The organism is Streptomyces sp. SDr-06, assembly GCF_003324565.1.
Classification (GTDB): Bacteria; Actinomycetota; Actinomycetes; order Streptomycetales; family Streptomycetaceae; genus Streptomyces.
Genome location: NZ_QOLA01000015.1, coordinates 163,102 through 182,699, shown reverse-complemented (window position 1 = coordinate 182,699; position 19,598 = coordinate 163,102). Strand labels below are relative to the sequence as shown.

Annotated in this window: 19 protein-coding genes and 2 pseudogenes; 12 read left to right on the top strand and 9 right to left on the bottom strand. The window is 71.9% G+C overall.

The features are described 5' to 3' along the window. The first annotated feature begins 7 nt into the window (after positions 1 to 7). Both DT019_RS26960 and DT019_RS26955 read left to right on the top strand, forming a co-directional pair. Complete coding sequence (locus DT019_RS26960) at positions 8 to 979, top strand: patatin-like phospholipase family protein (protein WP_114039515.1); 972 nt, start codon at positions 8 to 10, stop codon at positions 977 to 979. A gap of 398 nt (positions 980 to 1,377) precedes the next feature. Then, a complete protein-coding gene (locus DT019_RS26955) occupies positions 1,378 to 2,619 on the top strand; it encodes a S53 family peptidase (RefSeq protein WP_189389953.1) in 1,242 nt (413 codons plus the stop codon). A 61-nt stretch (positions 2,620 to 2,680) separates the two neighbouring features. Here the strand turns inward: DT019_RS26955 and DT019_RS26950 are convergent, their stop codons facing one another. Further along, positions 2,681 to 3,880, bottom strand: coding sequence for an erythromycin esterase family protein (locus tag DT019_RS26950; protein WP_114039514.1), 1,200 nt, complete (start codon positions 3,878 to 3,880; stop codon positions 2,681 to 2,683). A 213-nt stretch (positions 3,881 to 4,093) separates the two neighbouring features. On the opposite strand from DT019_RS26950, the gene DT019_RS26945 reads away from it, so the two are divergent. Further along, positions 4,094 to 4,885, top strand: coding sequence for an SGNH/GDSL hydrolase family protein (locus DT019_RS26945; RefSeq protein WP_114039513.1), 792 nt, complete (start codon positions 4,094 to 4,096; stop codon positions 4,883 to 4,885). Between the two features lie 54 nt (positions 4,886 to 4,939). Here DT019_RS26945 and DT019_RS26940 read toward each other — a convergent pair whose 3' ends face one another. From DT019_RS26940 to DT019_RS26925, 4 genes and pseudogenes are all read right to left on the bottom strand, one after another. Continuing rightward, positions 4,940 to 5,938 (bottom strand): NAD-dependent epimerase/dehydratase family protein, encoded by a 999-nt coding sequence (locus tag DT019_RS26940; protein WP_223279772.1) that lies wholly within the window; start codon positions 5,936 to 5,938, stop codon positions 4,940 to 4,942. 142 nt (positions 5,939 to 6,080) lie between these two features. Then, positions 6,081 to 7,352: a phosphatase PAP2 family protein gene (locus DT019_RS26935; RefSeq protein ID WP_114039511.1), complete on the bottom strand. Its 1,272-nt coding sequence runs from the start codon at positions 7,350 to 7,352 to the stop codon at positions 6,081 to 6,083. Between the two features lie 542 nt (positions 7,353 to 7,894). Beyond that, positions 7,895 to 8,260, bottom strand: a pseudogene (locus DT019_RS26930) (glutamate dehydrogenase); the annotation flags it as partial. Between the two features lie 27 nt (positions 8,261 to 8,287). Further along, positions 8,288 to 8,887: a GNAT family N-acetyltransferase gene (locus DT019_RS26925; protein ID WP_114039509.1), complete on the bottom strand. Its 600-nt coding sequence runs from the start codon at positions 8,885 to 8,887 to the stop codon at positions 8,288 to 8,290. 73 nt (positions 8,888 to 8,960) lie between these two features. Here DT019_RS26925 and DT019_RS26920 point away from each other — a divergent pair, with 73 nt between their 5' ends. The 3 genes and pseudogenes from DT019_RS26920 to DT019_RS40380 all read left to right on the top strand — a co-directional run. After that, a complete protein-coding gene (locus tag DT019_RS26920; RefSeq protein WP_114039508.1) occupies positions 8,961 to 9,410 on the top strand; it encodes a PPOX class F420-dependent oxidoreductase in 450 nt (149 codons plus the stop codon). Between the two features lie 92 nt (positions 9,411 to 9,502). Beyond that, positions 9,503 to 10,747, top strand: coding sequence for an MBL fold metallo-hydrolase (locus DT019_RS26915; RefSeq protein ID WP_114039507.1), 1,245 nt, complete (start codon positions 9,503 to 9,505; stop codon positions 10,745 to 10,747). 161 nt (positions 10,748 to 10,908) lie between these two features. Continuing rightward, positions 10,909 to 11,019, top strand: a pseudogene (locus DT019_RS40380) (DUF393 domain-containing protein); the annotation flags it as partial. 57 nt (positions 11,020 to 11,076) lie between these two features. Here DT019_RS40380 and infA read toward each other — a convergent pair. Together infA and DT019_RS26900 are read right to left on the bottom strand one after the other, a co-directional pair. Continuing rightward, entirely contained in the window at positions 11,077 to 11,301 is a 225-nt protein-coding gene (infA, locus tag DT019_RS26905; RefSeq protein ID WP_114039506.1) for a translation initiation factor IF-1, read from the bottom strand. A 77-nt stretch (positions 11,302 to 11,378) separates the two neighbouring features. Further along, positions 11,379 to 12,140 carry a GNAT family N-acetyltransferase gene (locus DT019_RS26900; protein ID WP_114039505.1) on the bottom strand — a complete coding sequence of 254 codons (762 nt, stop codon included), beginning with the start codon at positions 12,138 to 12,140 and terminating at the stop codon, positions 11,379 to 11,381. A 547-nt stretch (positions 12,141 to 12,687) separates the two neighbouring features. Here DT019_RS26900 and DT019_RS26895 point away from each other — a divergent pair. The 3 genes from DT019_RS26895 to DT019_RS26885 all read left to right on the top strand — a co-directional run bounded on the left by DT019_RS26895 (position 12,688) and on the right by DT019_RS26885 (position 14,758). Then, the gene (locus DT019_RS26895; RefSeq protein WP_114039504.1) at positions 12,688 to 13,245 is read left to right on the top strand and encodes a DUF3291 domain-containing protein; all 558 of its coding nucleotides are present in this window, start codon (positions 12,688 to 12,690) and stop codon (positions 13,243 to 13,245) included. Between the two features lie 272 nt (positions 13,246 to 13,517). Next, positions 13,518 to 14,105, top strand: coding sequence for a DUF1062 domain-containing protein (locus tag DT019_RS26890; protein WP_114039503.1), 588 nt, complete (start codon positions 13,518 to 13,520; stop codon positions 14,103 to 14,105). Between the two features lie 170 nt (positions 14,106 to 14,275). Then, the gene (locus tag DT019_RS26885) at positions 14,276 to 14,758 is read left to right on the top strand and encodes a hypothetical protein (protein WP_114039502.1); all 483 of its coding nucleotides are present in this window, start codon (positions 14,276 to 14,278) and stop codon (positions 14,756 to 14,758) included. Between the two features lie 148 nt (positions 14,759 to 14,906). On the opposite strand, the gene DT019_RS26880 is transcribed toward DT019_RS26885, so the two are convergent. Next, positions 14,907 to 15,953: an alpha/beta hydrolase gene (locus tag DT019_RS26880; protein WP_114039501.1), complete on the bottom strand. Its 1,047-nt coding sequence runs from the start codon at positions 15,951 to 15,953 to the stop codon at positions 14,907 to 14,909. Positions 15,954 to 16,768: 815 nt separating this feature from the next. On the opposite strand from DT019_RS26880, the gene DT019_RS26875 reads away from it, so the two are divergent. Further along, positions 16,769 to 17,422, top strand: coding sequence for a LuxR C-terminal-related transcriptional regulator (locus tag DT019_RS26875; RefSeq protein ID WP_189389951.1), 654 nt, complete (start codon positions 16,769 to 16,771; stop codon positions 17,420 to 17,422). A 26-nt stretch (positions 17,423 to 17,448) separates the two neighbouring features. After that, positions 17,449 to 18,327 (top strand): NAD(P)H-binding protein, encoded by an 879-nt coding sequence (locus DT019_RS26870; protein ID WP_114039499.1) that lies wholly within the window; start codon positions 17,449 to 17,451, stop codon positions 18,325 to 18,327. Between the two features lie 19 nt (positions 18,328 to 18,346). Here the strand turns inward: DT019_RS26870 and DT019_RS26865 are convergent, their stop codons facing one another. Then, positions 18,347 to 18,949: a TetR/AcrR family transcriptional regulator gene (locus DT019_RS26865; RefSeq protein ID WP_114039498.1), complete on the bottom strand. Its 603-nt coding sequence runs from the start codon at positions 18,947 to 18,949 to the stop codon at positions 18,347 to 18,349. Positions 18,950 to 18,976: 27 nt separating this feature from the next. Between DT019_RS26865 and DT019_RS26860 the strand changes: the two genes are divergently transcribed. Continuing rightward, the gene (locus DT019_RS26860; protein ID WP_223279771.1) at positions 18,977 to 19,387 is read left to right on the top strand and encodes a PaaI family thioesterase; all 411 of its coding nucleotides are present in this window, start codon (positions 18,977 to 18,979) and stop codon (positions 19,385 to 19,387) included. The last annotated feature ends 211 nt before the right edge of the window (positions 19,388 to 19,598 follow it).

Sequence of the window (19,598 nt, the reverse complement as noted above, 5' to 3'; positions counted from 1 at the left end):
CGCCGCGATGACCAACGGTGAACGCAAGGCCGACGTCGTCCTCGAAGGCGGCGGCGTACGGGGCCTGGGGGCCGCGGGCGCGGTCATCCGCCTGCTGGAGGACGGCTACACCTTCCCGCGCGCGGCCGGCACCTCCGTCGGCGCCATCGCGGCGGCCCTGGTCGCCGCCGGAGCGGACGCCAAGGAACTGCGCGGCATCATGGAGCGGCTCGACCTGTCCCGCGTCCCGGACCGCCGCCCGCCCGGACTGCCGGTGGTGAGCGAGGGCGTGGGGCTGCTCGGCGCGCGGGGCGCCTACCGCGGGGACTGGATCAGGGAGTGGATCGAGGAGGAGCTCGCCGAACTCGGTGTCTCCACCTTCGCCGACCTGCGCGCCGACGACCCGGGCGCCGACGCCGGCCTGACCGACGACCAGAAGTACAAGCTGGTGGTGCTCGCCACCGACGTCACCCGCGGACGCCTGCTCCGACTGCCGTGGGACTACCACCTGTTCGGACTGAAGGCCGAGGAGCAGAAGGTCGCGGACGCCGTCCGCTGCTCGCTGTCGATCCCGTTCTACTTCCAGCCCTGCGCGCTGACCGACCCGGTCATCCAGGAGTCCTCGGTGATCGTGGACGGCGGCATCCTGTCCAACTTCGCGGTGGACATCTTCGACCGGACTGACGGCAAGAAGGCGCGCTGGCCGACCTTCGGGGTGCGGATCATCCCCGATCTGCCGGCCGGGATCGCCAACCTCGCACCGCTGGCGGCCCGCGTCATGTACCCGCCGCTGGTGCTGCTCCAGCAGGTCGTCACCACCGCCCTGGTCGGCCGCGACCAGACCTCGCTGGAGCGGCCCGGGGTGCGCGAGCGCACCATGGACGTGGACTGCGCGGGCGTCGGCGTCACGGACTTCCGCATCGGTCCCGAAGCCCGGGACGCGGTCGTCGAACGGGGCCGCGAGGCGGCCGCCGCATTCCTCCAGCGCTGGAAGGGCTGACCCGGCCACGAGTTGAGCCCCGTGGTGCGAGCCGCGGCCCCCCCATCCCCGCTGCGGGGGTGGGGGGGCGCCATGAGCGGGCGAGCACACCGCCCCCGGTTGCGCGGCGGCGGCCGTGTCCCGCCTGCTCCTATCGCCCGCGATCAGCGCGTTGGCAAGGGGCCCGGCCACTTCGGCCTGATCTCTTCACCGGTCCGCCACGTACGGCGGGGGTGCGCACGGACTCGAGAGAAAGCCTTTGCCATGGGGCGGCTGTGAACCAGTGGGGCTCATAGGTACGTTCGTGACTGCCCCCACTGTCCGTGGTGGCACTCTCCGAACGTCAATTTGTCATGCACTCGACGTTTCTTCGCGCCCCGTCCGTCCCTGGCCGGGGCGACCCCCCATGGAGGAAGAACGTGCAACCCATACGAACCTCCCGGTTCGGACCGCGATCCGGCACCGCCTCCGCGCTGGTGTCCCTGCTCGCGCTCGTCAGCGGCGGCCTGATCGCGGCGGCCCCCACGGCCGCCGCCCAGCAGCCCGCCGACTCCTCGTCCAACGTCCGCCAGTTGTGCGCCTCGCAGGCCAGGCCCGGCGCCATGCACTGCCTCGCGCTGGAGCGCACGGACGTCAAGCAGCACAGAGGACTCACCGCCGACGCCGCCCCCTCCGGCTTCGGCCCCGCCGACCTCCAGAAGGCGTACAACCTTCCGGCCGGGGCCGGCTCCGGTGCCACGGTGGCGATCGTGGACGCGCAGGACGACCCGAACGCCGAGTCCGACCTCGCGACCTACCGCTCGCAGTACGGACTGCCCGCCTGCACCACCGCCAACGGCTGCTTCAAGAAGGCCGACCAGGACGGTGGCACCAACTACCCGAAGGCGGACGCCGGTTGGGCCGGTGAGATCTCCCTCGACGTCGACATGGTCAGCGCCGTCTGCCCGCAGTGCCACATCCTGCTCGTCGAGGCGAAGTCCGCGAACATGGACGACCTGGGTGCCGCGGTGAACCGCGCGGTCGCCATGGGCGCCAAGTACGTCTCCAACAGCTACGGCGGCGGCGAGGACGCCACCGACGCGGCCGCCGACAGCAAGTACTTCAACCACCCGGGCGTCGCCATCACCGTCTCCTCCGGTGACAGCGGCTACGGCGTCGAGTACCCGGCCGCCTCCCCCTACGTGACCGCCGTCGGCGGCACCTCGCTGAAGAAGGACAGCAGCACCCGCGGCTGGTCCGAGTCGGTCTGGGGCACCAGCGCCGGCGGTGACGGCGCCGGTTCCGGCTGCTCGGCCGCCGAACCCAAGCCGTCCTGGCAGAAGGACAGCGGCTGCGCGAAGCGGGCGGTCGCCGACGTCTCCGCGGTCGCCGACCCGGCCACCGGCCTCGCGGTGTACGACAGTTACCAGGCCAGCGGCTGGAACGTGTACGGCGGCACCAGCGCCTCCTCGCCCATCATCGCGGGCGTGTACGCGCTGGCCGGGGCGCCCGGAGCGGGCTCCACCCCCGCCTCCTACCCCTACGCCCACGCCTCCGCCCTGAACGACGTCACCTCCGGCGCCAACGGCAACTGCGGCACCTACCTGTGCAAGGCGGGTCCCGGCTACGACGGCCCGACCGGCCTCGGCACCCCGAACGGCACGGCGGCCTTCACCGGCTGAACCGGTCCGAAGGGGGCCACCGCACCCGGTGGCCCCCTTCGGGCATGTCCGGGCCGCCTGTTCACGGCAGCCAGTGCACCGCCGACACCTCGCGCACATGGACGAGCACGTCGAAGGCCTCGGGAAGCGAGGCGACGGCGAGGTGTCCCGCCGCGTCGCGGGACGGGTCGTAGACGCCGCTGATGACGCGGGCCTTGGCGGGCCCTTCCCAGCGGGCGCGGACCGCCTCGAGGCGCAGGTCGAGCCAGTGGGCGGGCAGCGCCACCTCGCCGAGCCGCGCGTCGATCAGATCCCTGGAGGGCCCGGGCACGTCGACCGTACCGAGGTGGCCGTGGTGGAAGCCGATCGCCACGGACACGTAGCCGCTCCCGAACCGCTCGCGCAGCAGGCCGCCGACGGTCGGCTGCGGACCCCGCTCGGGCGCCATGCCCAGGACCGTCGCGCTCGAGGCGGTGTGGGCGATGCCGTCCCAATAGACCACGCGCGCTCCCGTCCGGCGGTGAAAGGCGCCGATGACACCGGCCCACGCCTCGGCCTCTCCCGCGTAACTGCCCCGCCCGGCCACGCTGTGCTCGTGGAAGTCGACGATCAGGCGCATCCGCGCCAGGAGGCCGTCGCTGTCTTCGGCGCCGGGCACCGACATCAGGAGCCCGAGCGCGTCGCGGGCGTGCTCGGCGAAGGGGCGCCCGGGGTGTACTCCCCGGGCGCGCTGTACGTGCTCGTCCATCCGGTGGGCGGTCGAGATCGGGTCCAGATGGGACGCCAGCTCCGCCAGCCGCTCGGGAGCCGCCCCGCGGACGAAGTCCCGTACGGCGTCGTAGTCATCCGGCCCGGCCTGCGCCGGCTTCACCCCGAAGACCCGTACCGGGTCGTGCGGGTGGTCCCGGTTGAAGTCCCGGATCCACTCGAGCGACGCCGCCAACTCCTCGGTGCGCTGCGGGCGCCAGGCGTGGCGGAGTGCGGCAGCGGCCGAACCCCCGCCGCCGCGCACGTAGCGGTCGAGCTCGGCGCCGACGCCTGCGCTGTCCTGCACCGCGAGCGCCCGGAAGCCGTGGTGTCGCACCAGGCGGCGGAAGAGCTGGTCGCGTATGCCGTACGTCTCCCGGGAGAACCGCGTGGACTCGCCTATGCCGACGATCACGGCCGCCGGGGCGAGCCGCCCGGCGAGCTCGTCGAGCGCGGCCCCGGAGAGCGGGCCGGTGTCGGCGCCTGGTGCGGGCGCGGGGGAGGGGGCGGGGAGAGGGGCGATGTCGTTGTCCATGCCGCCACCCTCGGACCTGAAGTCCGCTTGAGGTCAAGCCCTCTGTGCTCACGGGCTCCTGCGGGGTGAACAGCCGAGCGCCACCGGCCAGTTGTGTCCATGCCTGCGGCCTATTCCCATCCGGAGGAAACTGACCGGGTGGTCTATATCACCCACCGTCAACCCCTCCCTACGGTGGCGTAGGTCACTTGCGGGGGTGGAGGATGGGCCCTCGTGGCAGACGATTCGAGATCATTCAGCAGCGGCACGTTCGGGTCGTACACGGCGATCGGCGACAGCTTCACGGAAGGTGTCGGCGACCCCGGCCCGGACGGGGCATTCGTCGGGTGGGCGGACCGGTTCGCCGTGCTCCTCGCGGACCAGCGACCGGAGGGGTCCTTCCGCTACGCCAACCTCGCCGTCCGGGGCAGGCTCCTCGACCAGATCGTCGAGGACCAGGTGCCCAGGGCCAAGGAGCTCGCGCCCGACCTCGTGAGCTTCTGCGCGGGCGGCAACGACATCATCCGGCCCGGCACGGACCCCGACGAGGTGGCCGAACGCTTCGAGCGGGCCGTCGTCGACCTGAAGTCGGCCGTCGGCACCGTCATGGTGACCACGGGCTTCGACACCCGGGGCGTCACGCTGCTCCGCCACCTGCGCGGCAGGATCGCGACGTACAACGGGCACGTGCGCGCCATCGCGGACCGCTACGACTGCCCGGTGCTCGACCTCTGGTCGCTGAAGTCCGTCCAGGACCGGCGCGCCTGGGACGACGACCGGCTGCACCTGTCCGCCGAGGGGCACACCCGGGTCGCGCTGCGCGCCGCCCAGGTGCTCGGGCTCGACATCCCGGCGGACCCGGACCAGCCGTGGCCCCCGCTGCCGCCGCGGGGCACCCTGGAGGTGCGGCGCGACGACATCCACTGGGCGCGGGAGTACCTGGTGCCGTGGATCGGCAGGCGGCTGCGCGGCGAGTCCTCGGGCGACGCGGTCTCGGCCAAGCGTCCCGACCTGCTGCCTCTCTGACGATCCATCAGGCCTGACAGCCCGTCACCAGGCTGAGCTGTCAGGCCAGTTGGTTCAGGGGCGTCGGTCGGCCAGCACCTTCGCCTCGGTCTCCGGGTCGAGGCCCACCCGCGGGCGGTCCGGGCGCTGCGGCGCGGCGCCGCCGATCGAGCGCAGCCACGCCCAGGTGTCGGCGACCGTCTCCTCCACGGGGCGGCACCGCAGCCCGGCCGCGACCGCCTTCGCCACCACCGAACCGTGGATCCTGTCGTGCAGCTCGCCCGGCGGAATCCACACCGGCAGCTGCTGCCACGGCTGGATGCCGGCCGCCAGGATCGGCTCGGGGTCGGTCCAGCGCAGCACGGCGCGGTGGCCGGTGACCCGGACGCACGCTTCGAGGAGCGCGCCCATGGTGGTGTGCCCCGGCTCGCTCACGAGGTCGTACGGGCCGCTCAGGCCATCCCGCGCCGCGTCCAGGATCCACTCCGCGAGGTCGCGGCAGTCGATGTACTGGATCCCCAGGTCGCGCGGGCCCGGCGCGAGCATGTCGCCGCCGCGCTCGGCGCGCGCCAGCCACCAGGGCAGCCTGCCTATGTTCTCCCACGGCCCGAGGATCAGCCCCGCCCGCACCAACAGCGTCCGGTCCGCGCCGAATTCGCGGACGGCGGCCAGTTCGCCGCCGCGCTTGGCCTGCGGGTACTCCACCTCGCCCGCCTCGTCGGCGCAGCCGTCCACCACCGGCGCGTCCTCCCCGGCGCCGCGGGGAGCGGTCTCGGGGTACACCGAGCGGCTCGACACGTACACATACCGGCCGGCCCGCCCGGCGAGCAGGCGGGCCGTGTCGCGGACGGCGGCCGGGGCGTGCGACCAGGTGTCGACCACCACGTCCCACTCGCCGTCCGCGAGCGCCGCGAGTCCTTCCTCGGCGGTGCGGTCGCCGTGCAGCGACGCCACCCCCGCCGGTGGCTCGTGTCGCCCCCGGTGAAAGACCGTCACCTCGTGTCCGCGCGCCAGCGCCGCCTCTGTCACGGCGCGGCCCACGAACTCCGTTCCACCCAGCATCAGCAGTCTCATGCTCGCCACTGTGCCCGCGGTGCGGCCGGTGCGGAACAGGTGCTTGCTGTGGGCGTAATCGCTGTCCCGGGCATCCCGGGGCCCACGCGACCAGCGGCCCTGCGTGAGTCCACCGCCCGGTCGGCCGGGCGGTGGACGGCCCTCACACCAGTTCGGGCTGGAGCTCCGGCTGCCGTGCCGGTACGGCCTTCGGCTCCCACACCCGGGTGGTGCGTACGAAGCCGTAGATCACCGAGACCATGGCGAGCACGAGCAGGGGACCGAACAGCCACGGATGTCCGGCCATCTCGACCGGCAGATAGCGATAGGACACCAGGAGCGCGGTGAACACCGCCGTGCCGTAGGCGACCAGCTGTATCCCCGAACGGTCCCAGCCGCGGGCGAGCGAACGCAGCGCCGCTTCGATCGTCAGCGCGAAAACGACTCCGGCGATGATGTCGGCGCCGTAGTGATAGCCGAATCCCAGCGTCGCGCCGAGCGTGGCGATCAGCCAGAACGCACCGGCTATCCGGAGAATTCTGGGGCCCTTGCGGGAATGGATGAAAATGGTGGTGGCCCACGCCGTGTGCAGGCTCGGCATGCAGTTGCGCGGGGTGAATTCGTCGAACGCCATATGGTGCGGTGCCCCGCCCGGCACCGGGGTGTTCGGCCACAGGTCGGCCACCGCCCAGTGCCCGCCGTCGGCGCCGTAGGCGAAGATCGGTCCGACCACCGGGAAGATCATGTAGATGGCCGGGCCAAGCAGTCCGATCACCAAGAACGTGCGCACCAGATGGTGGGCCGGGAAACGACGCTCGGCCGCGACGTTCCGCAGCTGGTACAGCGCGACGATGACCGCGGCCACGGCGAGCTGGATGTAGACATAGTCCAACACGTGCGCGCCCACCGAGCCGGTGGCCTTCACGATCCGGCCCGCGATCCAGGACGGGTTGCCCAGCGCGTGATCGGCGGTCGCCACATACTGGTCGAGCACCGCCGGACGCGTCTTGGAGGTGATGAGCAGCCAGGTGTCACCGGTCTTGCGCCCGGCCACCAGGAGCAGGCCGAGGCCGACGCCCTTGAGGAGCAGGATGCGTTCCTGTCCCGTGCGACGCGTGACGGCGAGGACCGCGCAGCCCAGAATCACCCACAGGGCACCGTTGCCGAACATCATCTTGGCGTCGACGGCCCAGCGCACGAAGAAGAAGACGACGTCGATACCGACCGCGCAGCCGATCGCGATGAACCGTTCTCGCCAGGTCAGCACCACCATCATCAACGCCATGCTGGCGTACAGGAGCGGTCCGGACTTGGGGGCGAATATCACCTCTTTCGCCTGGTTGGTGATCGGCCCCGGCAGGCCGTAATGGCGCGCGGCGATCTCCAGCGCTACGAGGAATCCGAGGGCCACCACGGATACCGTGGCCCACAGCATCACCCGCGCCTGGCGCCATGCGATGGGGGGTCTGCTATTTATTCGCGTTATCAATTGTTTGGCCGATGTGGTAGACGTCGATTAACAGGTCACTCTTCGTGCTCGATGGCATCGTTTCCGGTGATGAGACGGGTCGATGAGTCCGATCATGTTATCCGAGGCGGAGGACGGGGTCTCGATGATCGCGCGTACCGGCAGAGCGGGTGATGCCCGTCCGCAGTGACCGGCCGCAGCGGTGTGTCATCGGCCGGTCACCGGAGTTGTGATCGGCCGGGATCCGGTACGGTGCCGGGCGGCCCGGATCGCCGCGGAGCGCGTCCGCGTCGTCATCGCGGACAGCGGCTTCGGGCGACCAAGGCCGGTGTCCGCGCGGCGCGTTCAGCGGGTCGCCGTCAACGCGGCGCGCTCCACGCCCAGTTGGCGGGCCGACCCTGCGCACGGGAGGGGTGCCGCCCCGGGGCCCGGCGGGCATTCGGTGCGCCCGGCCCGCGCGGACGCGTCGGGGTTGGCCCGCTTGCGGCGGGTGGCGAAGCCGGGCCCGCTCAGTGATAGGTGCCGAAGCGCTGCGCGATGACCGGCAGCGTCTCGGCGGCGATGGCGTGGGCGGCCGCGCGCGGGGAGGTGCCGTCGGCGTCGGCTCGGGTCAGCGTCCGCTCCACCAGCCCCCGCATCGCCCGCCGGGTGTGGGCGAAGGCCTCGTCCGCGTCGGGCCCGAGGTCGCCGAAGAGCGTCCACCACCACCAGGCGTTGGTGGCGGAGTTGACCACGACGTCCGGCAGCACGGTGACGCCGCGCTCGGCGAGCAGCCGCTCGGCCTCCGCGAGCACCGGCATGTTCGCCGCCTCGACGACCCAACGGGCCCTGATCCGGGCCTGGTTGAGGGTGCCGATCGCGTACGAGACCGAACGATCACTCAGGGCAGGAGCCGCGCTGGGTCAGCTCCCGTCGGGCCAGGGGTCGCCCGCCACCCGGGCGTGCAGGTGCTCGTCGTGCCAGCCGTCCGCGTGCAGCAGCGCGCTGCGCAGGGTGCCCTCCAGGGCGAACCCGGCGCGCTGGGCCACCCGGCACGACGCCGGGTTCGCCACCGAGTGCGTGATCCTCAGCCGGTGCAGCCCGAGTTCCTCCAGCGCCCACCGGCTGACCCGCAAGGTGGCGTCCAGCGCCGCGCCGCCTCCGCGCCCGGCCGGGAGCAGCCAGTACAGGAACTCCGCGCTGCCACCTCGCAGATCGAGATCGCCGAGCCCGATCAGACCCACGGCCTGGTCGTCGTCGCGCCGGGAGATCGCCCAGATCGCCGAGGCCTCCTCGGTCCAGCGCTGTCCCCAGCTGGCGATCTTCTCGCGGGCCGTTCCGAGCGTCAGCGGCTCGACGCGGTTCCACTGCACGATCGCCGGATCAAGGCAGGAAGCCACCAGTACGTCCGCGTCGGACTCGCGCCAGGGGCGCAGCTCCCGGCCGCCGGGCAGGACGAACGAGGGCTGCGGCCGCCGGGCCATCCGGCCGGGGGGAACCACGGGAGGTATCGGAGCGATCATCCCCGCATCATGGCAGGAGCCGCCGGGCGGCGGTCCCGGGGAATCCGGCCGCCCCGATCCGCGTTCCACCGCCATGACGGCATTCGACGCACCTCAGGAAGCCCTGCTGAAACTGGTCGCCGAGCACGACGGCGGTGTGCTCGTCACGCTGAAGCGGGACGGGCGGCCCCAGCTCTCCAATGTGAACCACGCCTACTACCCGGCCGAGGGCGTCATCAAGGTGTCGCTCACCGACGACCGGGCCAAGACCAGGAACCTGCGCCGCGATCCCCGCGCCAGTTACCACGTGACCAGCGACGACCGCTGGGCGTGGACCGTCGCCGAGGGCACCGCCGATCTCACCCCGGTCGCCGCCGACCCGCACGACGAGACGGTCGAGGAACTGGTCTCCCTCTACCGCGACGTGCGCGGCGAGCACCCCGACTGGGACGAGTACCGCGAGGTCATGGTCCGCGACCGGCGCCTCGTGCTGCGGCTGCGCGTGGAGCGGGCGTACGGCCAGGCACGCCCGGACGGCTCCTGAACGACCCCTCGCAGCCACGGTTGCCCCAGCACAAAACGGTGCGGTCGTACGGGACGCACATAATGGAAATACCCCGAGCCCCAGGAGGTGCCGTGACCGGCGCTGGTTCTCTGCTTCCACTCCGCTCCCGACTCCGCGAACTGCGGCCCGACGCGTTCGGCGCCGATCCGGCGGGGGAGCGGATGGCCCGGATCCGCCGCTCGCCGAACTTCGCGGACGGTGTGTTCCAGAACCCCGAGGGCGCCCGGACCCGGCCCTCGGGCCCGACCCTGGAGTTCGCGAAGCAGTTCTTCGCGAAGGAGCAGCGGGTACGCCGCGCCCCCACCGGCACCATCCCGGTCCACCCCACCACCCTCGCGGACATCGCGAAGCCGCCGGCCACCGGGCTGCGGATCACCTGGATGGGGCATTCGAGCGTGCTCGCCGAGATCGACGGACGCCGGGTGCTCTTCGACCCGGTGTGGGGCGAGCGCTGCTCTCCCTTCCCGTTCGCCGGGCCCAAGCGGCTGCACCCCGTGCCCGCGCCGCTGGCCGCGCTCGGCCCGGTCGATGTCGTGGTGATCTCCCACGACCACTACGACCACCTCGACCTGCCCACGATCCGCGCCCTGGCCACAACCGGCACGGTGTTCGCGGTGCCGCTCGGTGTCGGCGCCCATCTGGAGCACTGGGGCGTGCCCGTCGACCGGATCCACGAGCTCGACTGGAACGAGTCCGTCAAGGTCGCCGGGATCACCCTCACCGCGACCCCGGCCCGCCACTTCTGCGGCCGCGGCCTGCGCAACCAGCAGCACACGCTCTGGGCGTCCTGGGCCGTGACCGGACCCGAGCACCGGATCTTCCACAGCGGTGACACGGGGTACTTCGGCGGCTTCAAGGACATCGGCGCGGAGCACGGGCCGTTCGACGCCACCATGATCCAGATCGGTGCCTACAGCGAGTTCTGGCCCCGGAACCACACGGACCGCACGCCGCTGCCCGGCCCCTGGCCGGACATCCACATGTCCCCGGCCCAGGGCATGCGGGCGCACCTCGACCTCCAGGGGGGCGCCCCCGGCGGCGTGATGCTGCCGATCCACTGGGGCACCTTCAACCTGGCCCCGCACGCGTGGGCCGAGCCCGGCGAGTGGACGCTGGACGCGGCCGAGGAGGTGGGCCAGGTGGTGGCGACCCCCCGTCCCGGCGAGCCCTTCGAGCCCGCGGGAACGGTGCCGAGCGACCCCTGGTGGCGGGCGGTGTCGGCGCCGATCGCACACCCCTGGCGCGGCCCCGACCGCGTGCTCACCCCGCGGGCCACCACACCCGAGGCCGACCTCGACCTCGTCGGCGACAGGTGAGGTCTGGCACGGTCCGCGATCTCCACACGAGGGCGCGCGGATAGAGGCACAGAAGAACAAGCGGCGAGAAGGGCGGCGACTGTCGGGCACGCCGCCCTTCTCGCCGCCCGACCAAGAAGCCGCACCTCTGGCGCGGCAGCCGGGAAGCGGATGGCACGGGGATCGCCCACGGCGTCTACCGGCTCGTCGCCGGCAACCGTGAACGGATGCCCGGGGGCACCCCGGCCTGCGCCGTGCCCGTCGGTCATCGACCGGGGCCGCCGAAAGGCTGATCCAGCAGGGGAGTTGACCGACGCGCCCGGGGGGCTCCCGGGCGCGCTTCCCGCCGATCAGGTCCGGTATCGGAAGAGGATCCGGCCGCGGGTCAGGTCATACGGGCTGAGCTCCACGAGTACCCGGTCGAACGGGAGGATCCTGATGTGGTTCTTCCGGATCTTCCCGCTGATGTGCGCGAGTACGTGGTGCCCGTTCTGCAGCTCCACCGTGAAGGTGGCGTTGCGCAGGCATTCGAGGACGGTGCCTTCGACTTCGAGGCCGTTCGCCGTTCTTGCCAAGGTGATGTGCCTTCCGATTCGCTTGAGCTGAGTGGGTTCGGCCGGTTCGGCCGGTCGCTTCGGTGGGTGCGCGGGCCTCAGCGGCGCACCAGTTCGAGGTAGCCGCTCGATCGCCGGGCGCCCGCCCCCTCGACGAGCGCGCTCGCCGCCGCGTTGGATTCGTCCACCTCGGCCCAGGCGGAGGTGATCTGGTCCCGGTGCAGCGCGCCCAACGCGTGGGCCAGCAGGGCCCGCCCGATGCCCTGCCCGCGCTGATCGGCCCGTACCGCGAGCAGCCCGATCCGGGCCCGGCGGCGCACCGGCACCACCCGGACCAGGCCGATGTACTCCCCGTCCCGGACCGCCGTCGCGTACTTCGACGGGGCCACCAGGGTGCACCCGGCCGGGCGGGGCAGTACCTCGGCCGGCATGGTGTGCCAGCCGACGGTGGCCTCGACCTCCTCGCGGATCGCGCGGTCCAGCGCGCGCAGCAGCTCCTCGTCCGCCTCGCCGGCGGCCAGGAGCGTCACCCCCGCCGGGGGCCGCGGCGCCCCGAGCCCGGTTTCGCGCGGGTCGGTGGGCAGGACGTACTCCTGCTCGCGGCGTCCGAGGGTGAAGCCGAGCCGCTCCCAGCTCGCCTTCAGGCCGTCGTCCCCCTCGCCGACCACGGTGTGCAGCGGTTGAGGGAGTTCCGCCAGCATCACGGTGGCGAGCTGGTCGAAGACCGCGTCCTGCCAGACGTCGATGCTGACGAAGAGCCGTCCGTCCGGCCGGTGCGAGACATCGCCCCGGCCCACGACCCGGTGGTCGGCCACGGCTTGCCATTGCGTCGTCGCGACGCGCGTGATCACAGTGTTCATAGGTGTTCGCCTTCCAGGAGTGCCTTGTGGAGAGGCGCTCCTCACGACACCTGGATCAGTCGCACACCGTGACGGAAACAGGGAGCACCCACCTCGCTACAGCGTTCATGGGTCTCACCTCCTCCGGCAGAGTCACGGGCAACTGCAAGCTACGCGCCGCACCGTCGGCCCGTCCAACCCTTTTTCCGGCCGCGTGAGCTGAGTGATGGGGAAGCGGCACGCCGACTCCCGTCCTTCACCGCACCAACTCGGCGCCCGGGGCTGCTCGATGGCGCCCTTCCGCCGACCGCCGGGACCTTCCGCGCAGGCAGCGGGGACCCCACCGTCCCAGCCCCCACGGGGCCTTCGCACGAAGCCACTTGGACAGGGAAAACGCAACTTCGACAACGCCCGCGCAGGCGGCTACCTTCACCTGGACCTCGGCGGCCGCGCCCGGCCGCACCGGGTTTTTCCGGCTTCCGCGACGGGATGCGTCGGTCACGCCCCGCGCATCCTCGTGGACCGCCGAACCGGTCCTCGTCAGGCACACCCCACCAGGGAGAGACGCATGCCCCATCTCGCGCTGTACACCTTCGGCGTCCTGAAGGCACCTCTCGCCGATCCCGCACCTGTCACCCGCGAGTTCCACGACAGCGCCGGGCCCATCTACCAGAAGATCGCCCAGCACCCCGGCTACCTCGGTCACGCCGAAGCGGTGAACACGGACCGGCGCACCTACTTCGACTCGGACTGGGGTGCGTGGGGCGAGTTCGCCGTGCCGGGCTGGTACGGCAAGGGTCACACCCTGGAGACCACCGCCCTGGCGGCGTCCCTCTCGCTCTGGACCGACCAGGACTCCGCCTTCGACGCCCTCTACACCGGCCTGCACCGCGCGGCGCTGAACAGGCGGTACGACTGGTTCGAGAGGTCGGGGCGCCCCAGCCACGTGCTCTGGTGGGTCTTTGACGGCGCGATACCCACCTGGCAGGAGGGGGTGTCACGGCTGGAGCGCCTCCACGACCACGGCCCCGCGCCCCACGCCTTCACCTTCCACCGCTCCTTCGCCCCGGACGGAACTCCCGCCGGACTCAAGGGCATCGGGCCGAAGAGCGATCGGGCTCGCTGACCAGGAGACTCTGCCCGGACGTCCGGCTCCTCGCCGCCGTGCCGCCTCGTCCTCGTCCGTGATCCGTCGGGCCGGGCCCGGCGGCGAGCGCCCGTAAAGCGGTGGAACGGCGCGGCTGTGCGCCGCTACCGTGCTGCCCGACCGGATCACCCAGCGAAGGACGTGCCCTTGTACACCGTGTGAGACCTCCCGAGTGCTGAATCGTCGCGCGTCGCGCCTGTGCGCCGCGCTCCTTTTTGCTGCGGACTTCTCACTGAAACCGGTGTACTCCTGTGCTCACCACCTGGGTGGTCGCTCCCACCTGCCTGCCACTCGTCCGGCGCCGCTGCCACGCGTGCGCGTCCGAACGCTTCCGGCCCAGCGGCAAATTCCGCGTCAACGCACACCACAAGCTCCTCGACGTATGGCTCCTCGTGCTGTGCACGGGCTGCGGTGAGACCGCGAAGCTGACGCTCATGGAGCGGATGAACGTGCGCTCCGTGCGGCCAGGTCTGCTGGACCGGCTGCACGCCAACGACCTCGCCCTGACAGCCGAGTTCCTCCAGGACCCGGTCGTGTCGCACCGCAATCGCGTCGCGCTCGACTGGGACAGCGCCTGGCGTCTCGACACCGGCGCAGCGGATCACCCGGACCACGGGTGGGGTCCTTCGTGCGGCAGCGGAGCCGGGGGCCAGGGGGCGCTCGATGTCTCCGTCCGCTTCGCGGCGCGGATACCCGTCCGGCCGGTGCGGCTGATCGCCGAAGGGTGCGATCTGCCGCGGGCGGAGGTCGAGAGGCTGATCGCGCGGGGGAGGATCGTGTCGGCGGTCCGGCTGGGCGGCAAGCTCTCCGGCGACTTCACGTTCACGCTCAAACGCTGAGCCCTCCGTGGGCCAGGGCCCGTCCGGCGAGGATGGCGGCGGCCACCGGCAGGTACGAGCGGGGACGCCCTGCTTGTCCTGCGCTTTGCGATACTCGCAGGACGCACGTGTGTGGGGCCGGCCGGGCGTCCGCCCTGGAAACGTGCGGGGAGTGGGAGGGACGAAAGGCGATGGAACACCAAGGTGCCCGCGTGGTGGCCGACCTCGGCCGGGAACTCGCCGCGGCGTCCCCGCACACGGACGGCGCCCTGTGGCAGCTCGCCGAGAGCGGACGGGACCTGGACGCGAACCTGCTGCGGCTGCCGCCGGGCCGCACCGTCGCCGAGCACACGGACCCCCTGCTGGACGTCCTGCTGGTCGTCCTCGAAGGCGGCGGCGAACTCCGTACGGACGCCGCCACCCAGGAGTTGCGCCCGATCCGCGTCCTCTGGCTGCCGAAGGGGTCCCGCCGCTCGCTGGCGGCGGGGGTCGACGGTATGGGGTACCTCTCCGTCCACGTGCGCAGGCCGGGGCTCACCATCGGCGGGCCGCCCGCGGACGAGGGCGGCGAGGCGGCCTGCCTGCTCGGGCAGGTGTGCCCCGCCTGCGGCAGGCTCGCCACCGAGCGCGCGGCCCGGTTCTGCTGGAGCTGCGGCACGGCACTGGAGGCCTGACGCGAGCGCGGCCGGGAGCGGCCTCGGGCCACACCCCTCCCGGTCGCGCCGCCCTGCACAGCGGGCCGAGTCCGCGCGAGGGAGTCGCACGTCTGGTCGTCGGCTCAACTGACCGGTGTCCAGGGCGTGTTCAGTGGAACCCGCCCCTTCAAGGCCGCGGCCCGGACTCCGCGCCGGACCGGCCGAGGATGCGCCGGAGCCAGCGCGTGCGGGCTTCGTCGGCGTCCTGGCTGAGCGCGGCCCGGGGTGCGACGGTGTCGAAGCCGTGGAAGGCCCCGGGCCACACGTGCAGTTCGGCCGTGCCACCGGCCTGCCAGATCGCCTGGGCGTAGGCCACGCCCTCGTCCCGGAAGGTCTCGGCCGACCCGACCTCGATGTAGGCAGGGGGCAGCCGGGCCAGCTCCGTGGCGCGGGCGGGAGCGGCGTGGGGCGGCAGGTCGTCGGTGCCGTACCGGTCGCCCAACAGGGCCTGCCAGGCGGTCGAGTTGGAGGTCCGGTCCCAGGTGTCGAGACCGGCCATCTGGTGGCTGGAGCCGGTGTCGTCGCGGTCGTCGAGCATCGGGGACAGCAGCAGCTGTCCGGCGGGCACGGGCCCGCCCCGGTCGCGCGTCAGCAGGGCGAGGGCCGCCGCGAGACCGCCGCCGGCGCTCTTCCCGCCGACGACGACGCGGTCGGCGTCGATGCCCAGCCGGTCCGCGTGCGCCGCCGCCCAGGTGAACCCGGCGTAGCAGCCCTCCACCGGTTCGGGGTGGCGCGCCTTCGGAGCCAAGGGGTACTCGACGGAGACCACGGCCAGCTCAAGCGGCAGGGCCCATGTGCGCAGCAGCCGGGGGAGTACGGACCAGGCGTTGCCCATGACCATGCCGCCGCCGTGCAGGTAGTAGAGCAGCGGCAGTGGACCGGTCGCCCCGGCGGGCCGTGCGCTCACCAGCGTGACGTCCTGACCGCCCGGTGCTCCGGGCACCCGCAGCTCGTCCACCTCGAAACGGCCGCCGTCCCGGAGCTCGCGCACGGTGGGACGCGGCCGGGCCTCGGCGTCCTGCCGCTGCCGGGCCGCGAGGTTCTCGGGCGTCAACGGCTCGCGCACGCCGCCGCCCAACGCCGCCAGCGCGGCGCCCAGTTCGGGGTCGAACGGAGGCGCCGTCCGGGCCGTCGCGAGGGGGCCGGGATCCGACGGCGGCTTCTCGGCCCTCATGCCTGGCCGTCCCACAGGGCGGGGGAGCGCCGCCCGACCGGTCCGGCCGGGCGCGGGGGAAGGGAGGGCGCGACATCCATGCGGCCCAGTCAACCACCCGCGAGAGCCCCGCCCGTTGGGCGCCCCGGTGCCGTGCGGCGGCGCCCCGCGGCGGCGGGCCGCTTCCGCCCGGCGGCCCGTCCGCGTTCGCCCGGGGGACCGGATTGCGCGACCGCCTCGCACCGATGCGCCATGGCCGATTTGACGTGGCGGATGAAGGGTTCTTCCCGCTTCCGGAATACCGAATGATTTCGGAAGGAATGGCTGATTCAAGCGAGTTGGAGGGCCGCCGATCTCCTCATGCGGAAGATTTCATTCAGATCTCCCCCTGGGCGTAACCGTGAGGTACGCTCGCCGTGAGCCCGACGCCGGGCCGAGGGGGTACGCCTTGGATGTGCAGAAGAAGTTCGCGCGCATGGCTGATTCTCCCCGTCGGCCTGAATGAAGCTGGAGCGACCCCGTGTTACGGGATTCGGACAAAGCCTTGTCTCAGTAGGGGCGGCGAGTCGGACAACCCGCACTTGAGCCTTCCTCTGGGGCGTCCCGTCCCCGCCCGTGCCGGATCGCGGAGAGCGCAGTGGATCCATCCGATCCAGGAAGAAGTGTGCGAAGCCGACGGTGCGGGATGTTTCCCGCCATCGTTCTCCCATTGACCCATATGACCAATGCGGCTCAATGGCGGACCGGCATTCTGGCCTATTCGATCTCGCGGCCGTACTGAGCCCGGCCTCTACCGAGGCCCGCGGGCGGCCGCACGGGGGAAGGGGACGCCGTACATGGCTCAGATCAACGTGCTGATCGCGGATGACCAGGTCGTGACCCGGTCCGGTCTCGTCGCGATGAGCAGAGAGGCGCCGGGCCTCGACGTGGTCGGGGTGGCGCAGGACGTGGCCGGGGTCCTGACCGCCGTCGACTGCGGAAATCCCGACATCGTCCTGCTCAACCTGCGCAGTCTGACGGGCGAGAGCCTTCGCCGCCTCGTCCAGCTGATCGGCGCGCACGTGTCGATCATCGTTCTGTGGTGCCACGACTCCGCCGTCACGATCCAGGACGCGTTACGGGCCAAGGTCGCCGGTTTCATGGACCTGGAGATCCTCCAGGAGGAATTCGCCGGCGTCATCTCCTTGGTCGGCCGCGGCTGCGCCGCCTATCTCCTTCCGAGAGAACGCATCTCCGACATAGGCGAAGGCTGTCCCCTGTCCCTGACGTCGGAGGCGATTTCACAACTCACCTCACGGGAAAGCGATGTTCTGCGGTTACTGGCCGACGGCATGACGAACAAACAGATCGGATCGTCCCTCCATATCGCGGAGAACACCGTGAAGAAGCATGTGCACCGGGTCATGATCAAGTTATCGGCGTCCAGCCGCGTGGAGGCCGCCCTGCTCGTTTCCCGGCTCGGCCCGATGCAGTCGTCTCCCCTAGGCTGAAGATGAGTCGCCGAATGGGAGGAACCATGCAGATCGCTGTCACCACCCCGACCGGCAACGTCGGCCGGCACGTCGTCGCGGCCCTCGTCCGGGCCGGAGTCCGCCCGCGCGTCCTGCTGCGCGACCCAGGCCGGCTGGACCCCGGCATCAAGGACGAGGTCGACGCCGTACCGGTCGACCAGTACGACGCCGACACGGTGGCGGCCGCCACCCGCGGTGTCGACGCGCTGTTCTGGGTGGACCCGACCACCGGCGGCGAGGACCCGCTCGCCGACTACGCGCGCGCCACCGACAGCGTGGTGCGCGCCGTCACCGAGAACCGGATCGGACGGGTCGTCTTCCAGAGCAGCGTCGGGGCTGAGAAGCGCAAGGGCGCGGGTGAGATCGACGGACTGGCCCGCACCGAGACCGCGTTGGACGACCTGGGCATCGACGTCACCCACCTGCGCTGCGGCTACTTCTTCACCAATCTCGAACTTCAGCTCGCCGCCCTGCGCGCCGGCACCCTCCAGGTGATCCTTCCCCTGGACCAGCCCATGGCCTGGGTCGCGCCCCGCGACATCGCCGAGGTGGCCACAGGGCGCCTGCTGTCGCCGGCCTGGTCCGGGCGGCGCGTCCAAGCCGTCCACGGGCCCGCCGACCTCACCTGGAGCGAGGTCGCCGACATCCTCACCGCCGCCACCGGCCGGCCCATCGGCGTGGAGCGGATCACCGACGACGCCATGCGCGCCCAGCTCCACCAGGCCGGGATGACCGACGGGCTCGTCGAAGCCGTCCTCGGCATGTCGACCGGGCTGCGCGAGGACTTCGTGCCCGAACAGCGCCGCACCGTCGGGTCCACCACCCCGACCACCCTCGCCGCCTGGGCCTACGGCCACCTCCGGCACCGGCTCGCCGACGCGTAGCCGCCGGGCCGGAGGTGGGTCAGCGAAAGAGCGACACGAGCAGCGCCTCATAGGTCCGGCCCGCTCCGGCGACCGCCGCCTCGCCCTTCATCGCGACCTCGTGGCCGAGGGCGGTCAGCGCACCCAGCAGGGCGAGCGCGAGCTGACGGGATCCTTCGGCCCCGTCCACGTCGGGGCCGGCACCGCCCGCCGCGGCGCGCGCCCGCTCCACCAGCCGGACCGTCGTCGACAGCCACCACTGCTCGTCGATCTGCCGCCACCGCTCGTGGCCCAGCACCGCGGGAGCGTCCAGGAGGAGCAGCCGGGCCGCCGCCGGGTCGGCGCAGAAGGCGAGGAACTCCCGCCCCGAGGCCAGGAGCCGAGGCACCGGACCGCCTGCGGCGTCGAGGGCGCGGATCCGTACGGCGAGCTCGCGGTGGATGTCGTGCACGACATCCACGAGCAGTGCCTCCTTGCCCGCCCAGTGGTGGTACAGCGCACCCGTCGTGAGCCCGCAGCGCTCCGCGATCTCCGCGATGGTCGTCGAGGAGTAGCCGCGCTCGCTGAACAACTCACGTGCCGTCCTGGTCAGTTGGGCACGCGTTGCTTCGGTTCGCTCTGCGTTGGATCTGCGCGGTGACATACCGAACGATGCTATGTTCCTTCGGTGATGGATGTCGACACAGCTCAGGCAGTCCTCGATAACAGCCCCTTCGGACCCTGGTGGGGATTCAGGGTCGAAGCCGTCAAAGAGGGGCGCGCCAGGGTCTCCCTGCCGCAGCGTCCCGAACTCTTCCGCCCCGGTGGCGTGCTCCAGGGCGGATGCGCGATGACCCTGGCCGACGTGACCTGCTGGATCGCGATCATGTCCCTGTTCGGGGAGGACGATCCGTCGGTCACCCAGCAGATGACCACCAGCTTCCTCGGCCCGGCCCGCACCGACCTGGTCTGCGAGTCGACGATCGTGCGGCCCGGCCGCCTGATCGTCTACGGGACCGCCGAAACGACCGACACCGCCGGGAAGCTCGTCTCCCACCACACCCTCACCTATATCCGGCCCCCGCAGCGCGGCGCGGCATAGATCAGCCCGCGTCTCCGCGCTTCATCCGCCCCTCCGTCATCGCCCGTCCCTTTTAGCCCCCCGCACCACACGAGAACGGCGTGTGGCGCGGGGGGTCACTTGTGCGCGCCTGCCGAACGGGCCGGAAGTCGTACCTCCGGAGTACTCCCAAAGGGCCCCCGGATTACTCCCTTGGTTCCGGGACGAGATGGCCCCATCGTGGCCTACCGAC

Bases quoted from the DNA above. Each gene is read 5' to 3' on its own strand.
- DT019_RS26960 (WP_114039515.1), top strand. From the start codon at position 8: ATGACCAACGGTGAACGCAAGGCCGACGTCGTCCTCGAAGGCGGCGGC.
- DT019_RS26950 (WP_114039514.1), bottom strand. From the start codon at position 3,880: ATGGACAACGACATCGCCCCTCTCCCCGCCCCCTCCCCCGCGCCCGCA.
- DT019_RS26940 (WP_223279772.1), bottom strand. From the start codon at position 5,938: ATGAGACTGCTGATGCTGGGTGGAACGGAGTTCGTGGGCCGCGCCGTG.
- DT019_RS26935 (WP_114039511.1), bottom strand. From the start codon at position 7,352: ATGCTGTGGGCCACGGTATCCGTGGTGGCCCTCGGATTCCTCGTAGCG.
- DT019_RS26925 (WP_114039509.1), bottom strand. From the start codon at position 8,887: ATGATCGCTCCGATACCTCCCGTGGTTCCCCCCGGCCGGATGGCCCGG.
- DT019_RS26920 (WP_114039508.1), top strand. From the start codon at position 8,961: ATGACGGCATTCGACGCACCTCAGGAAGCCCTGCTGAAACTGGTCGCC.
- DT019_RS26900 (WP_114039505.1), bottom strand. From the start codon at position 12,140: ATGAACACTGTGATCACGCGCGTCGCGACGACGCAATGGCAAGCCGTG.
- DT019_RS26895 (WP_114039504.1), top strand. From the start codon at position 12,688: ATGCCCCATCTCGCGCTGTACACCTTCGGCGTCCTGAAGGCACCTCTC.
- DT019_RS26885 (WP_114039502.1), top strand. From the start codon at position 14,276: ATGGAACACCAAGGTGCCCGCGTGGTGGCCGACCTCGGCCGGGAACTC.
- DT019_RS26880 (WP_114039501.1), bottom strand. From the start codon at position 15,953: ATGAGGGCCGAGAAGCCGCCGTCGGATCCCGGCCCCCTCGCGACGGCC.
- DT019_RS26875 (WP_189389951.1), top strand. From the start codon at position 16,769: ATGGCTCAGATCAACGTGCTGATCGCGGATGACCAGGTCGTGACCCGG.
- DT019_RS26870 (WP_114039499.1), top strand. From the start codon at position 17,449: ATGCAGATCGCTGTCACCACCCCGACCGGCAACGTCGGCCGGCACGTC.
- DT019_RS26865 (WP_114039498.1), bottom strand. From the start codon at position 18,949: ATGTCACCGCGCAGATCCAACGCAGAGCGAACCGAAGCAACGCGTGCC.
- DT019_RS26860 (WP_223279771.1), top strand. From the start codon at position 18,977: ATGGATGTCGACACAGCTCAGGCAGTCCTCGATAACAGCCCCTTCGGA.